Origin of the sequence: Paenibacillus athensensis (assembly GCF_004514475.2) — a bacterium.
Taxonomy (GTDB): domain Bacteria; phylum Bacillota; class Bacilli; order Paenibacillales; family NBRC-103111; genus Paenibacillus_AL; species Paenibacillus_AL athensensis.
The window spans coordinates 1-14993 of sequence record NZ_MYFO02000016.1 but is presented as its reverse complement, the minus strand read 5'-3'; the positions used below and the strand labels follow the sequence as shown (position 1 = coordinate 14993).

The following is a 14993-nucleotide window of genomic DNA, read 5'->3' as shown; positions in this document are numbered from 1 at the left end:
TTTGTCTTCAAGCAATGAGTTGTAAAATTGGAGTCCGCAAAGGAGGAAGCCCGCATGAGCGAATCGGCAGGCCATCCGGCCGTTGTCGCCGCGATCCGCGAGCGCATGGCGGCCAGCCCCGACGGAGCGATCACGTTCCGCGATTATATGGAGCTGGCGTTATATCACGAGCCGCACGGCTATTACCGCGAGGAGCGGGTCAAAATCGGCCGCGACGGCGATTTCTATACGAGCGCGTCGATCGGCACGCTGATGGGCGAGCTGCTCGCCGCGCATGTGGCGGCGTATGGCGCGGGCGGGCGTGACGCGGCGAGCGCGGGCGAGCGTGACGCCGCAGCGCACGGACCAGACGCAGCGCCAGCTCCGCTGCGTCTGGTCGAATGGGGCGGGGGCACGGGCCGCCTCGCCCTGCACCTGCTCGACGAACTGCGTCGAGCCCATCCTGACGTATACGCGCATACGACGTATATGCTGATTGAATCAAGCGGCTACCACCGCCGCTTGCAGGCCGAAACGCTGCATGAGCACGCAGCGTTGATCCGCTTTGCCGATGGCGAGGTCTGGGCGGAGGAGCCGCCCGAAGACCATCTCATCGTCATCGCCAATGAGCTGGTGGACGCGTTTCCCGTCCACCGGATGCGCTGGCGCGAGCAGCGCTGGGAGGAATGCGCCGTCGTCTGGGACGAGCGGCGCAAGGCGTTCGGCGAGCTGTGGCGGCCCGCCGACGATCCGGCGCTGCTCGCGCACGCCGACGCGCTTGGCGTTGCCTGGCGCGAAGGGCAGCAGGCGGAGTTCAATCTCGCCGCCGCAGAGTGGGTGCGCCGGGTTGGCCGGCGCATCCGCAGCGGGCAGCTTATCGTCATCGACTACGGCGATGTAAGCGCCGAGCTGTACGCTGCCCATCGGCAGCTTGGCACGCTGATGTGCTACCGCCGTCATCAGGCCAGCGCCGATGCGCTGGTGTACGCCGGCGAGCAGGATGTGACCGCTCACGTCAATTTCAGCGTGTGTCTGGCCGCTGCGGCGGATGCCGGCTTCTCGCCGACGCGCTTGCAGACGCAACGTGAGTTTCTGGTCGAGCTGGGTATTCTGGGCAAGCTGCAGGACGCCCACGACCCGAACCCGTTCAGCGAGAAAGCGCGGCGCAACCGGGCGATCCGTCAGCTGCTGCTCAGCGACCAGATGAGTGAGCTGTTCAAGGTGATGACGGCGTACAAGCATCCTGCATCTGCGGAAGAAGAGGCTGTTCGCTAGGACAAGGGGCAGGTGTTGCCCGCGGCGCGGTCGGGATAAGCTTCATCCAAAGCCCCGGCGAGTTTGTTTGCGCCTGCTTGGGCTGCGGATGGAACATCTGCTGCCCTAATGGACTGTCCCGGCTCCGCAGCACCGGCTCCACCCCCGAGCGTGCTCTCTCCAGACGCGGAGCGGCCGATCTTTTTTGCCCCGAAACATAGAAAAAAAGGCTGTCCCTTGCAGGAGCATCTCCCGCGGCAGGGCACAGCCTTTTTGATTGGGCCGACACGATTAGATGGACATTTTGAAAAATGACCAGTACGTGAAGCCGGTAAAGGACAGTATCATATATCCCCAGAACAACAGTATGTAAGTGCGTTCTGACAGGCGCATATAGCCCAGAATCACGAATACGGCTGTTTGGAAAAAGAAAATCAGCGACATCGGAACCATATCGCCGGCTAAGCTCATCAGCGCGATGACCAGTGTCCAAAATCCAAGTACCCGAAACATGCGATCCATTCCGTTACATCCCCCTCTCCTAACCGCGTTGCACATTAACTAAATCACATTATACCTTTTGGGGTAGACAGTGTAAACCGTCAAACGGTGACGAATTTAAAAACATTTCGTCCTGCTTTGCTAGTATGGCTTTTTGTCCGGTCTTTCATGTATGAGCCGCAAAAAAAATGGCAATACCATTTAGTATGAAATAGATTCTATGAACTCTAGTATGGGCATAGAAATAGGAATAATGGCACGAATCAATCGATACCTCTTACGGCGAATTGATTCTCTTTCTTTAGATGCAGGTTGTACATTACGTTAGGAGGATTGACCCTTATGTCAGCAATCAGACAAGACGCTTGGAGCGATGAAGACGACTTGATTTTAGCGGAGGTGACGCTGCGCCATATTCGCGAGGGCAGCACGCAGCTGTCCGCATTTGAGGAAGTCGGGGAACGGATCGGCCGGACTGCGGCCGCTTGCGGGTTCCGCTGGAACAGCTTTGTCCGCAAAAAATACGAAGCGGCGATTCAAATCGCCAAAGCGCAACGCCAAAAACGCTCTCATTTAAAAAAACACGCAAGCGTCACCATATCCGCTTCGGCCATTGCTACGCTGGACCCGTCAGAGCCAACCGCAGGCGGCAAAGCCGAGCCGCTTAGCGAGGAAACGCTGTCCATTGACGCTGTGATCCGCTTTTTGCGGCATTGGCGCAATACCTATCAGGATATGTGTCGGCATATGAAAACAATGGAAAAGGATTTGCAGGAAAAAGACGAGGAAATCGATAGACTGGCACGGGAAAATCACAAGCTGAGCCATCAGGTCAGTGAGGTGGAAACCGACTATCGCGTCGTGAACGACGATTACAAGGCGTTGATCCAGATTATGGATCGGGCGCGCAAGCTGGCGTTTCTCGTGGAAGAGGAAGAGGAAGGCAAGCGCTTTAAAATGGACGCTAACGGCAATCTGGAACGAATGGATTAGCGCTGCAAACTGAGGCGCCCGGCTTGAACGCCGCAGAGAAACTTACAGCTCGTGGAACCGCGGAAGCGGTGCCGCGGGCTATTTGGCGTTGCCTGATATTTGCCTGAATCGCCGGACGGAGTGCTATAATGTAAGCAAATAGACGACAGCGCATGAGACGCAGGCGCTCGTTCTAAAGTGTGGAGGAGGGTTCAGATGCGGATTGCGGTGATGGGAGCAGGCTCTTTGGGCTTGCTGTTTGCTGCGCGGTTGGCGGCGTCGGGAGCTGCGGTCGAATTGGTGACGCGCACGGTAAATCAGGCCGAGCTGCTGCAATTTCAAGGCATTCGTCTGATGGAGCCCGACGGGTCGCGGCAAATCGTCCGGCCTGCGGTTATCTCGGCCTGGCCGCAGCGGCCGCTGGCTCAAGCGCCCGACGTGCTGCTGCTGACGCTCAAGCAGCCCGCCTTGACGGAGGAACTGCTCGTCGAGCTGGCGCTGCGGCTGGCCGCGAATACGCTGGTCGTCGGCTTGCAGAACGGTATCGGCCATGAAGATAAGCTGCGCTCGGCGCTCGGGGCGGATCGCGTGACGCTGGCTGTGACGACGGAAGCGGCGCGGCGGGAAAGCGCAACGGGCGTTACGCATACCGGGCGCGGTATGACGTATATCGAGAGCGCGTTGCATGACGGAAGCGAAGCGGAGCAGGGAAATGGGCGAATAGAACGGCAAAAATTGTTGCTGGGCATGCTGCGGCAGGCAGGATTTTCCGCGAATTTGTCGAATGACATGGATATCCGTATATGGACCAAGCTGCTGATCAATGCCGTTATTAATCCGTTAACGGCGATGCTGCAGGTGAATAATGGCGGGCTGCTGCATTCTCGCTGGGCGCTGGGCATGATGGAGGCGCTGCTGGAGGAAGGCAAGCGGGTCGCTGCGCTGCAGGGCGTCCGCTTGCCGGACGATTTGTGGCAAACCGTGCTTGATGTATGCACGGCCACGGCGGATAACCATTCCTCCATGCTGCGGGATGTCCAGATGGGTCGGCCGACGGAAATCGATACCATGAACGGCAGTCTGCTGCGCATCGCTGAAAAGCACGGCTTGACGCTGCCCGAGCATCAGACCGTCTATCGTTTCGTAAAAGCGCTGGAGCCAAAGAGGTGAGTCGATGTCTGCGATAATGAACGTTTTGTCTACGATGTATGCGGTGTTGGCGATCTTTCCGCTGCTGACGTTTGTGGCGGTTTGGCTGGTGGCCTACGTCTTTGTAAAGGATAAAAAAATGACCACGCGTCTGTCGATGGACATCACGATGCTGTTTCTGATCGGCTCGGTGTCGATCATGTGGAACAAGCTGTTTCAATCGACCTTTGGTTTTTGGCTGATTGCGCTGCTGCTGCTGATTGCTTTTGGCTTGATCGGCGGGCTGCAAACGCATGAAAAAGGCCGTACCGACCTGCTGAAAGTCACACGAATTGTGTGGCGGCTCGGCTTTATGGCGCTGACCTGCTGCTATGTGATTTTGTTTTTTTTGAATATAGGAAAAAACTTCCTTTTCTCTACATAAACTTAGGCCGAAAGCCGATAATGGTCATAAATGGATTCTGAAATTTTGCCGAAGGGGTCGGTTCCGTATGGTTCGCAATTTAATGGAAGAAATCGTTAAGCAATGTCTGGATGAAATGATGGGCGCGCAGGAATCGCTGAAGGGCTGCGATGTCAAGACGCAAGACGACATCATGGCGATCGCGCTGAACAGCTTGCCGCCCAAGTATGTGTCGTCGCTGCAGGGCGAAATGTTCATCAAGGCGCAAGCGCAGCAGATGAAGCCGGAGGTGTACCGCGAGCTGTCGCTGGCCGCCGAGAAGGTGCTCAACTACAGCCGCAAAAGTGAATTCCAGCAGCCGTCCGAATAATTACCGGGCAAGTGTAAACAATAACCAATAAACTTGAAAGAAAGAATGGATGTCCGACGAAGCGCAAATCGCTGGCGGGCATAAATTCTTTTTTTTGTTTTCTGGAGGGAGGGGCGGCGTTATGAACAAAATCAAAGCACTCGCGGCTTGCATTGCTTCATTGCTGGGGGCGGGCGGCTTGGCTGGCTGCTCTGCGCCGCAGGAAACGATGCTTGCTGCTGCAGCCCGGGCGCCCGATATCCGCATCAATCTGTCCGGCGAGCCGCCGATTCTCGACAGTTCGAAAACGACTTCAAATGCGGCGTTCACGCTGATCAATGCGTTTCATGAAGGGTTGTACCGTACCCGCCGCGACGGCCAGGTTGTGCCGGGGCTGGCCGAGGCGCTGCCGCAGGTGTCGGCTGACGGGCTGGTCTACACGATGTCGATCAGGCCCCATGCGGTATGGGCTGACGGTCGTCCGGTAACAGCGGACGATTTCGTCTATGCGTTCCGGCGGACCCTTGATCCGGCGACGCGCGCGCCCTACAGCTTTATGGTCGGCTGGATTGCCGGAGGCCGGGCGGTGACGGAAGCGGGTTCGCCGGCAGCCGTGCGGGCGGCGCAGGAACAGCTTGGAGCGCGCGCGTTGGATGAACGGCGGCTGGAAATCCGGCTGGAGCGGCCGGTGCCGTTTTTTACGCAGCTGCTGGCGTTTCCGGTGTTTTTTCCGCAGCGCAGGGATGTGGTTGAACGCGAGGGTGCGATGTATGGGGCGGAGGCGAGAGCGGTGCTCGGCGCCGGGCCGTATACGCTGGCTGAATGGAAGCATGGGCAGTCGCTGGCGCTGGTGAAAAATCCGCGTTATTGGGACGCAGCGAGCGTGCATATTCCGCGGGCGACGCTGCACATCGTCAAAGATATTCATACGGCGCTCAATTTGTACGAAACGGGTCATGCCGATTTGACCGAGGTGAACGGCGACCAGTTGCAGTTGTACGCCGGCAAGCCGGACCGCGCGGTCAAACAGGAGCTGACGACGGGTTACCTGCTGTATCAGACGCAGCGGGTTCCGGCGCTGAGCAGCGCGAAGATTCGCCGGGCGCTCGGCATGGCGATTGACCGCGCTGCGCTGACGCAAACGGCGCTTGCCGGGAGCGCGGCTCCGGCGGCCGGGCTTGTGCCTGTCGGCACGCTGGACGGCGCTGGCGGCGAGTTCCGCCGGACCGCAGGCGATACCCAGCCGCCGTTTGATCCGGCGGCAGCGCGGCTGCTGCTGGCCGAGGGGCTGCGCGAGCTGGGGTTAGCCGGGCTTCCGAGGCTAACTGTGATCGCTGACGATTCCGAAAGCGCGAAGAAGTCGCTGGAATTTATTTTAGCCCAATGGAAGCAGCATCTTGGTTATGAAGCGGAAGCCGCTCCGCTGCCGCATGCGCTGCGGATCGAGCGCTGCGTCCGGCACGATTTTCAGATCGCTTTGGCGTTGTGGGGGGCCGATTATAACGATCCGCAGTCGTTTCTCGATTTGTGGACGAGCGGGGGGCAATTCAATGAGGGGGACTTCAGCAATCCGCGTTATGACGCGCTGCTGGCTGCAGCGGGACGGGAGCTGAGCCTAGCGCGGCGGGCGGAGCAGCTTGCTGAGGCGGAGCGGCTTTTGATGGAGGAGCAGGCGGTTTCACCGTTGTATTACCGCAAGCGGGCTTTTTTGAAAAAGCCGGCGGCGGCCGAGCTGGCGCTGCCTCCGTTCGGGATGGACTGGGAGCTGAAGGGAGGACTGTAGGATGGTTCGTTATATGACCCGCAGGCTGCTGTATGCGCTGCTCACGTTGTGGCTGATTGCCACGTTGACGTTTGTGCTGATGAAGCAGCTGCCCGGCGATCCGCTGGGGGAAGGAGCCGAACGCATCCCGCAGGAGACGCGTGCGCTGCTGCTGCGGCAATATGGGCTGGACAAGCCCTTATGGCAGCAATATGCCACCTACATGGGGCATGTTGCGCACGGCGATTTGGGGGTGTCCTACCAGTTTCCGGCACAGCGTGTGACCGATATTATTCGTCAGGCGCTGCCGGCTTCGCTGGAGCTTGGTTTATGGTCGCTGGCGCTGGCGGCGGCAATGGGGCTTACGCTTGGCATGTATGCGGCGATGCGCCATAACCGGGCGGGCGATTATGCCGCCATGCTGGTTGCGGTTATGGGCGTAGCGGTGCCTTCGATGATCGCGGGCCCGCTGCTGTCCTATTTCGTCGGCGTCAAGCTCGGCTGGCTGCCGGCAGGGTTGTGGGAAGGGCCGCAGCATCGCGTGCTGCCGGCGCTGGCGCTCTCTTTTGGCACGGTGGCGGTGCTTGCAAGGCTGATGCGGGCGACGTTGTTGGAGGTGCTGCAGATGGATTACATCCAGACGGCGCGGGCGAAAGGGCTGAGCGGGCCGGCGGTGCTGATTCGTCATGCGCTGCGCAATGCGCTGCTGCCGGTATTGACGATCATCGGGCCGATTTTCGTCAATGTAATTACGGGTACACTGGTGGTTGAGCAGGTGTTTGCGGTGCCGGGACTTGGCAAGCATTTCGTCGAATCGGTTTATGCCAATGACTATACGATGATTGCGGGGCTGACGATTTTTTATTCGGCGCTGCTGATTGCTGTGATGTGGCTGACAGATGTGCTGTACGGCTGGGTGGACCCGCGTATTCGTTTGCAGAAGGGGGGAGCCTAGCATGCTGAAGGCGACATCCTTGGGAGGATGGCTGGCCGGAGAGGCCGGCAGGGAGGATAACGAGCTTAGGTATGAAGATGGGGAGTCTGCTGCCGAAGGCGGAGCATTGGGGAGTGCTGATGGGGCCGGGAGTGCCGAAAGTGTCGGGAGTGCCGGGAATGTCGGAGGCGTTGCGGAGGCCGGGGCGTATGAGAAAGCCGGGATCGCTCGGAGCGTTGCAGGGGTCGGGAAAGGGAAGATTGTCGGGGAAACGGGGAGCTCGGGGATTTTTGGGAATGTCGTGAACGTTGTCTGGACGAGCGTATTCGGCCAAGCCGGCAAGAGCTTGTCCACTTCCACCTCCGGTGCTTTGTCCGTGCGGGCGGGGATGTGGCGTCAGCTGGCCACCCATCGGTTGGCGTTGCTCGGTTTGGGGCTGTTGTGTGCGCTTACGTTACTGGCGCTTATTGCTCCGTGGCTGTCGCCATACGACTACGACACGCAGCAGCTTGCAGCTCGTAATGAGGGGCCGAGTGCGGCTCATTGGTTCGGTACGGACGATTTTGGACGCGATTTGTGGACCCGAATCTGGTGGGGAGCGCGGATCTCGCTGTTGATTGGCGTATGCGCTGCTTTGATCGATCTGGTGGTTGGCGTCGTGTACGGCGGTATTTCGGCCTATGCGGGCGGACGGGTGGACGATGCGCTTCAACGTCTTTTGGAGGTCATCTACGCGGTGCCTTATTTGCTGGTAGCGATATTGCTCATTATGGTGATCGGGCCGGGGCTGCCTTCGATTATCGCGGCGTATGCGCTCACCGGCTGGGTGCCGATGGCCCGGCTTGTCCGGGGTCAGTTGCTGTCGCTTAAAGAACGGGAATACGTATTGGCTGCGCAAGCGCTTGGCGCTTCGGGCCTGCGCATCGTCTGGCGCCATTTGCTGCCGAATGCGCTGAGCGTGATGATTGTGCAGCTGACGTTCGCGGTGCCTGCGGCGATGTTCGCAGAAGCGTTTCTCAGCTTCATCGGTCTGGGCCTCAAGCCGCCGCTCGCTTCGCTGGGCAATTTGCTGTCGGAGGGCAGCGGCTATATTCGGTTTCACCAGCATCGTCTGATTGGACCGGCAGTAGTGTTCAGCCTGCTTTTGGTCAGCTTTAATTTGCTGGGCGACGGCTTGCGTGATGCGTTGGATCCGGGTCGCCGGAGGTGAAGCGGGCGAGAATCCTGTGTCCGTTTATTTGAAAGGAGAGTTGTTATGGAGGCGGACGAAGCTTTAGTAACCATCGACAACCTGCATGTTGTCCTGCCGACAACTGCCGGCGATGTACACGCTGTCCGCGGCGTGTCGCTGACGATTGGGCGCGGCGAGGTACTGGCGCTCGTTGGCGAATCCGGGAGCGGCAAGTCGGTCACTGCAAAAACACTCCTGCGCTTGCTGCCCTCTGCATCGATTCGCGCCGGTTCGATCCGCTTTGACGGACGGCTGGAGCTGACGGCGTTGAAGGAACGGCAGCTCCAGCGGGTGCGCGGCGCGGAAATCGGGATGGTATTCCAGGATCCGATGACGTCGTTGAACCCGACGATGACGCTAGGCGCGCAGCTCGTCGAGGGGCTGGTCCGCCATCGCGGCTTGCGCCGCAAAGCGGCGCGGCAGCGGGCCTGCAAGCTGCTGGCGCAGGCGGGTCTGGGCCAGCCGGAGCGGCGGCTGCGCCAGTACCCGCACGAGCTGTCGGGCGGCATGCGGCAACGAGCGATGATTGCGATGGCGCTGGCCTGCGAGCCGAAGCTGCTGATCGCCGATGAGCCGACGACGGCGCTTGATGTCACCGTGCAGGCGCAAATGATCGCGCTAATGCAGGATTTGACGGCGCAAACCGGCGCCTCCGTGCTGCTGATCACGCACGATTGGGGCGTCGTGGCCGCAATGGCCCGGCGTGTCGCGGTCATGTATGCGGGGCGAATCGTCGAGCAGGGACCTGTCGACGACGTGTATGCCGCCCCGCGTCATCCGTACACGCAGGGACTGCTGCGCGCCGTGCCGCGGCTGGAGGCGCAGGGCTGCGCGTCGCTGACGCCGATTCCCGGCGCGCCGCCCAGCCTGCTGGCGCCTCCGGCCGGCTGCGCGTTTGCGGCCCGCTGTCCGCAGGCGCAGCCGCTGTGCCGCGAGGCCGAGCCGCCGCCGACGGAGCTCGCGCCCGGGCACAGCGCGGCTTGCTGGCTGCTGGGCCCGGTGGCGGCGCAGGAAGCGCCGCTTCCTGCGTCATGGGCTGAGCCGCGGTACGCGCCGTCCTGTGCGCCGCCACAGGCCAAGCAGCCGCCAGCGTCATCGCCGGCGTTCGCTGCACCTGCTGCGCTCCCGGCCGCTGCTGCCGCTGGCGGCCTGGCCGAAGCTCGCCTCCAGCTCCAAGCAGCCAGCGCCGGGGAGGTGGACGCCAATGGCTGATGAGCGTCCGCTGCTCGCTGTGCGCGGGCTCAAAAAGCATTTTGCGCTCGGCCAGGGGAAGCTGCTCAAAGCTGTCGAGCAGTTTACGCTCAGCGTGCGCGTCGGAGAAACGGTTGGCCTTGTCGGCGAATCGGGCTGCGGCAAGTCGACGGCAGGCAGGACGATTATGCGGCTGTATGAAGCCACGGAAGGCGAGGTGCTGTTCGACGGCGAGGATGTACACCGGCTGCGCGGCCGCAAGCTGCAGGCGTTCCGCCGTTCGGTGCAGATGGTGTTCCAGGACCCTTACGCTTCGCTAAATCCGCGAATTACGGTTGGCGGAATTGTCGGCGAGGGGCTGGATATTCACCGTCTATGCGCCGGCAGGCGCGAGCGTGCGGCCCGCGTAGCCGAGCTGCTGCAGGCTGTCGGGCTGCCTGAAGATGCCGCCGGACGTTATCCGCATGAATTTTCCGGCGGCCAGCGTCAGCGCATCGGTATTGCCAGGGCTTTGGCCGTTGAACCGCGCCTGCTCGTCGCCGACGAGCCGCTGTCTGCGCTCGATGTTTCCGTGCAAGCGCAGGTCGTGCAGCTGCTGTACCGATTGCAACGCGAGCGCGGCTTGACGTATCTGTTCATCGCTCACGATCTGGCGATGGTCAAGCTGATCTCCGACCGTGTCGGCGTCATGTATTTGGGCTGTCTCGTCGAAACGGCGCCGTCCGCCGAGCTGTATGCCCGTCCGCAGCATCCGTACACCCAGTCGCTGCTCGCTGCCGCTCCGCTGCCCGATCCGGCGGCCGAGCGATTGCGTCCGCGGCTGCTGCCGAGCGGCGAGCCGCCCAGCCCGCTTGACCCGCCGTCAGGCTGCCCATTCCGCACGCGGTGTCCGCACGCTCAGCCGGTTTGCGCCGCTTCGATGCCTGCTCCAAAAACAGTAGGGCCCGACCATACAGTGGCCTGTCATTTGATTTAAGCGGTTGCCGTTCGTTAGCAGGCGACCGCTATTTGTCGTGCACGCTGCTTGTTGCGGCTGGCGCTTCTCCAGCCGTTCCGCTTCCGACCGCACGGCTATCCAGCCGCGAGCGGGAGCGCTGTCCCGCTCGTCGCTTGTCTCATAAACGGCGCCTTCCACGGATGTGGCGGGATCAATTGTACACGAAAAAAATACAGTTTTGACGATCCCGCTTCAGGCGTGTACAATCTATAGAGTAACGTTCGATGATGCAGGATCGGATATCACTTATTTCGCATATAGAGGAGACCGCGAAACGATGGCATGGGAAGCGTTCCATTGGAAAAAAAGCCAGCCTCTGGCTGAGGCATACATAGCAGGTGCGGAGCAGGCGCTGCCGCTGTTCCCGCATCATTTTGCCCGCGAAGCGGATTGGAGCCGCCAGGCGCAGCAGTTGTCGGCACACCGCGGACCTTCCGCCGATCGGACCGCGCTGGTCGAAGCGCTCGGGGCCTACAACGAGCGGATCGGCAATGCCCCGCAGGCGCTGGAGGCGCTTGCCCATCTGCGTCACCCGGACTCGCTGGTCGTGGTCGGCGGGCAGCAAGCCGGTCTTTTCGGCGGGCCGCTGCTCGTTTTATATAAGGCGGTTACGCTGCTTCAGCTCGCTCGCGAGTGGGGCGAGCGGCTGGAACGCCCGGTTGTCCCGGTGTTCTGGATCGCCGGGGAGGATCACGATTTTGACGAAGTGAATCATGTCGCCGTGCTTTCGTCCGCGCAGCAGATCGAGAAAATCAAGGTCGAGCATCCGACAGGTCGGCGCACGTCGGTCAGCAGGCTGCCGATAAATGAGACCACGTGGAATGGGGCGCTGGAGGCGCTGGAGATGACACTGCCCGATACCGAATTCAAAGCTTCGCTGCTGGATAAGCTGCGGGCGTGTGCGGAGGGCGCGCCGACGCTGTCCGAAGCATTCGGTCGCTGGATGGCTGGCTTGTTCGGTGAATACGGGCTGGTGCTTCTGGATTCCGACGATCCGGCGCTGCGCCGGGTTGAAGCCCCGTTTTTCGCCGAGCTGATTGCGCAGAACCCGGGACTATCGGAAGCCTTGTCCGCCGGGAGGTCGGCTGTTGAAGCCGCAGGCTTTACGCCGCAGGCCGAGGTGGCGCCCGATGGAGCCAACCTGTTTGTGTTCCATGCAGGCCAGCGGCTGCTGCTGCAGCGGGACGGCGAGCTTTTTGCCGATAAAAAGCAAGAACTGCGCCTTACTCTCGACGAGCTGCTGGAGTTGGCAACGAACAGCCCGGATAGCTTGAGTAACAACGTGATGACTCGGCCGCTGATGCAGCAATTTTTGTTTCCGGCGCTGGCAACGGTGCTCGGTCCGGGCGAAATTGCCTATTGGGGATTGACGGGCCCGGCATTTGAACGTTTGGGACTGCCGATGCCGATTATTGTGCCGCGGCTGGAATTTACGCTGCTGGAGGGCACGGTGCACAAGCATATGAACAAATACGGCTTATCGCTGGACGATGTGCTGCATCGCTTTGACGAGAAGAAGCGGCAGTGGTTGGATGCGCAAGATACGTTGCGGCTGCCTGAGCGTTTTGCCTCTGTCAAGACGGCGTTCCGGGCCGAATACGAGCCGTTGGTCGATTCGCTGGCTGCGATTAATCCTGGCGTCAAGAAGCTGGGCGAAACGAATTTGCAAAAAATTTTGGAACAGATCGATTTCCTCGCCGCTAAAGCGTCGGATGCGCATCAGACTCAATTCGACGCGGCGCTGCGCCAGCTCGACCGCATCAAGCTGACGGTGCTGCCATTAGCCAAGCCGCAGGAAAGAGTGTATAATGGGTGTGCATATTTGAACAGGTACGGCAACAGCTGGCTGCAGCAGCTTGTCGAGCAGCGCATTCCGGTCGACGGGCAGCACCGGGTTTATTATTTATAGGAGGCGATATTTTGAACGCAGTAGAAAGAAGTATTGTAACGGATATGAAACTGGCTCCCGAGGGTCATTTGAAAATCGATTGGGTGCAAGCCCACATGCCAGTGCTGAACCGCATTCGCGAGCAATTCGAAAAGGAGCAGCCGTTTAAAGGGCTCAAGGTAGCGATTTCCTTGCATCTGGAAGCGAAAACGGCTTACTTGGCCAAGGTCGTACAGGCCGGCGGCGCGGAAGTAACGATTACCGGCAGCAACCCGCTGTCCACGCAAGATGATGTGTGCGCGGCGTTGGTCGAAGACGGCGTGACCGTTTTTGCCAAATACAATCCAAGTCCTGAAGAATACAAGGAGCTGCTGATCAAGGCGCTCGAAACAAAGCCTGATCTGATCATCGACGACGGCGGCGATCTGGTGTCGATTTTGCATTCGGAACGCCGTGATTTGCTGGCCCAGGTGCGCGGCGGCGCGGAAGAGACGACTACCGGCATCCTGCGCTTGAAGGCAATGGAAAAGGAAAATCAGCTGCAATTTCCGATGGTCGCAGTCAACGATGCGTTTTGCAAATATTTGTTTGATAATCGCTATGGCACTGGACAATCCGTGTGGGACGGCATCAACCGGACGACGAACCTCGTGGTTGCCGGGAAAACCGTTGTTGTCGTCGGTTACGGCTGGTGCGGCAAAGGTGTGGCGATGCGCGCCAAAGGTCTGGGCGCCAATGTAATTGTGACGGAAATCGATGCGATTAAAGCCGTGGAAGCTTACATGGACGGCTTTGCCGTCATGCCGATGAGCGAAGCGGCCAAGCACGGTGACTTTTTCGTTACCGTTACGGGCAATCGCGATGTGATCCGCGGCGAGCACTACAAAGTGATGAAGGACGGAGCGATTTTGTCTAATGCCGGTCACTTCGACGTTGAAGTGAACAAGCCGGAATTGGAGGCGATGTCCGTTTCCAAGCGCACGGTGCGCCGGAACATTGAAGAATATCAGTTGGCCGACGGCCGCAAATTTTATTTGCTGGCGGAAGGACGGCTCGTCAATCTGGCGGCAGGCGACGGCCATCCGGCGGAAATTATGGATATGACGTTTGCGTTGCAGGCCATGTCGCTTAAATACGTAAACGATCAATATGAAAGCATCGGCAAAAAGGTCGTTAACGTGCCTTACGAGCTTGACGAGCAGGTCGCTCGCTACAAGCTGGAGTCGCTGGGCACGGGCATCGATTCGCTCTCCGAGGAGCAAAGATCGTACCTGGACAGCTGGACCGAGCATTAATCGCTACGCGATGCGCGTATGCGTAAGGGAGCCTCTTAGGAGGCTTCTTTTTTATGGAAACCGAGTGACAGATGGAAAACATTGTGCTAATCTAAAAATAATATGTCGTATAAAATGAACAAAATGAATGAGGTGAGCAGGTGAGCGGGATCAAGCTGGACATCTCGGTAACAAGCGAAGTGAACGGCCAATTGCAGCAGTTGAAGCGGCGGTTAGCGGAGGTGCGCAGCCATGCTGCGTCGGCGGGAGTGGACGGTGCGATCGCTTCCCGGCGAAGCATCAGTTCGCGATTGAGCGGCACTGTTCAGCGATTGGATAGGGTGGAAGCGGCGCTCCAGCAGCTGTGCGGTTGTATCGAAGGCGCTGTGGATCGCTATGGACAGGCCGAGTCGGACATCGTACGCAGGTCCGGACAACTGACAGACGTCCGCGTTTTGGATGGAGGCGACAATGGCTGGTGGAGCGCGGCCAAATCGGCGTGGAACCGCGACATGCACACATTAGGGTCAAAAGTGGTACAATATGGACAGTATATGGGCCAACAAATCCAAGCAAAGGAACGGTTGATCGACCTCGGAGAAACGATGGTTATGCGCTGGTTCGACGGGGGCGAGCGATTTGTAGAGGAATGGCTCGAAAAAGGCGTGTACAACGGCGAGTACAAAAGCATCGCGGAGAAATGGCTGGAAGGGACTTGGCTGGACAACAAGTACCTGCATCAAGTGATCGATACCGTGGATCAGGGGGCGCAGCTGGCATCGCATTTTCGGGTAGGTGCAGCTCGCGGCTTGACTTCAACGGCATTTATATTGGCAGAAGGGGTTGTCCTGTCTTCGGCAGAGCTGTTCAAGCACACACCGTCAAACGAGATGACCAAAGCCACGACGTACCTGATTGAAACGGCCGCGGACGACAAGCCGCTGGAGAAGCTGCGCCAAGATGCGCTGCAAACGATGAAGCAAAAGGCAGCGGAAGGACAGGAGATGTGGCAAGGCATCAAGCAAAGCTTTTCGGATAAGAAGGAGCAGTTTGCACAAGGCGATCCGAACAAGAAAGCGGATATGCTGGGCTTTGGTGTAGAGCAGGTG

General features: G+C 59.5%; 14 protein-coding genes. 13 read left to right on the top strand and 1 reads right to left on the bottom strand.

The window, feature by feature from the left end; genetic code table 11:
• Nucleotides 1–54: 54 nt before the first annotated feature.
• Nucleotides 55–1254: a class I SAM-dependent methyltransferase gene (locus B5M42_RS22205; RefSeq protein WP_134757285.1), complete on the top strand. Its 1200-nt coding sequence runs from the start codon at nucleotides 55–57 to the stop codon at nucleotides 1252–1254.
• A 270-nt stretch (nucleotides 1255–1524) separates the two neighbouring features.
• On the opposite strand, the gene B5M42_RS22200 is transcribed toward B5M42_RS22205, so the two are convergent.
• On the bottom strand, nucleotides 1525–1755 hold the full coding sequence (locus B5M42_RS22200; RefSeq protein ID WP_134757287.1) for a DUF2626 domain-containing protein: 231 nt from the start codon (nucleotides 1753–1755) through the stop codon (nucleotides 1525–1527).
• A 321-nt stretch (nucleotides 1756–2076) separates the two neighbouring features.
• On the opposite strand from B5M42_RS22200, the gene B5M42_RS22195 reads away from it, so the two are divergent.
• The 12 genes from B5M42_RS22195 to B5M42_RS22140 all read left to right on the top strand — a co-directional run.
• The gene (locus B5M42_RS22195) at nucleotides 2077–2727 is read left to right on the top strand and encodes an RsfA family transcriptional regulator (protein WP_134757288.1); all 651 of its coding nucleotides are present in this window, start codon (nucleotides 2077–2079) and stop codon (nucleotides 2725–2727) included.
• A gap of 195 nt (nucleotides 2728–2922) precedes the next feature.
• The gene (locus tag B5M42_RS22190) at nucleotides 2923–3876 is read left to right on the top strand and encodes a ketopantoate reductase family protein (protein WP_134757290.1); all 954 of its coding nucleotides are present in this window, start codon (nucleotides 2923–2925) and stop codon (nucleotides 3874–3876) included.
• A 4-nt stretch (nucleotides 3877–3880) separates the two neighbouring features.
• Nucleotides 3881–4279 (top strand): DUF3397 domain-containing protein, encoded by a 399-nt coding sequence (locus B5M42_RS22185; protein WP_134757292.1) that lies wholly within the window; start codon nucleotides 3881–3883, stop codon nucleotides 4277–4279.
• A gap of 67 nt (nucleotides 4280–4346) precedes the next feature.
• Nucleotides 4347–4628: a late competence development ComFB family protein gene (locus tag B5M42_RS22180; RefSeq protein ID WP_134757294.1), complete on the top strand. Its 282-nt coding sequence runs from the start codon at nucleotides 4347–4349 to the stop codon at nucleotides 4626–4628.
• A gap of 121 nt (nucleotides 4629–4749) precedes the next feature.
• Nucleotides 4750–6390, top strand: a complete 1641-nt coding sequence (locus B5M42_RS22175) for a peptide ABC transporter substrate-binding protein (protein ID WP_134757296.1) — start codon at nucleotides 4750–4752, stop codon at nucleotides 6388–6390.
• A 1-nt stretch (nucleotide 6391) separates the two neighbouring features.
• Nucleotides 6392–7324, top strand: coding sequence for an ABC transporter permease (locus B5M42_RS22170; protein ID WP_134757298.1), 933 nt, complete (start codon nucleotides 6392–6394; stop codon nucleotides 7322–7324).
• A gap of 1 nt (nucleotide 7325) precedes the next feature.
• Nucleotides 7326–8513, top strand: coding sequence for an ABC transporter permease (locus B5M42_RS22165; RefSeq protein WP_230633140.1), 1188 nt, complete (start codon nucleotides 7326–7328; stop codon nucleotides 8511–8513).
• 45 nt (nucleotides 8514–8558) lie between these two features.
• The gene (locus B5M42_RS22160) at nucleotides 8559–9746 is read left to right on the top strand and encodes an ABC transporter ATP-binding protein (RefSeq protein WP_134757300.1); all 1188 of its coding nucleotides are present in this window, start codon (nucleotides 8559–8561) and stop codon (nucleotides 9744–9746) included.
• Entirely contained in the window at nucleotides 9739–10701 is a 963-nt protein-coding gene (locus B5M42_RS22155) for an ABC transporter ATP-binding protein (protein ID WP_134757302.1), read from the top strand. Before B5M42_RS22160 ends, B5M42_RS22155 begins: the two co-directional genes overlap by 8 nt.
• A 298-nt stretch (nucleotides 10702–10999) precedes the next feature.
• Nucleotides 11000–12631, top strand: a complete 1632-nt coding sequence (gene bshC, locus B5M42_RS22150) for a bacillithiol biosynthesis cysteine-adding enzyme BshC (protein WP_134757304.1) — start codon at nucleotides 11000–11002, stop codon at nucleotides 12629–12631.
• Between the two features lie 11 nt (nucleotides 12632–12642).
• Nucleotides 12643–13905, top strand: coding sequence for an adenosylhomocysteinase (locus B5M42_RS22145; RefSeq protein ID WP_268999322.1), 1263 nt, complete (start codon nucleotides 12643–12645; stop codon nucleotides 13903–13905).
• Nucleotides 13906–14045: 140 nt separating this feature from the next.
• On the top strand, nucleotides 14046–14993 hold a 948-nt coding region (locus tag B5M42_RS22140), incomplete at its 3' end, for a hypothetical protein (RefSeq protein WP_230633139.1).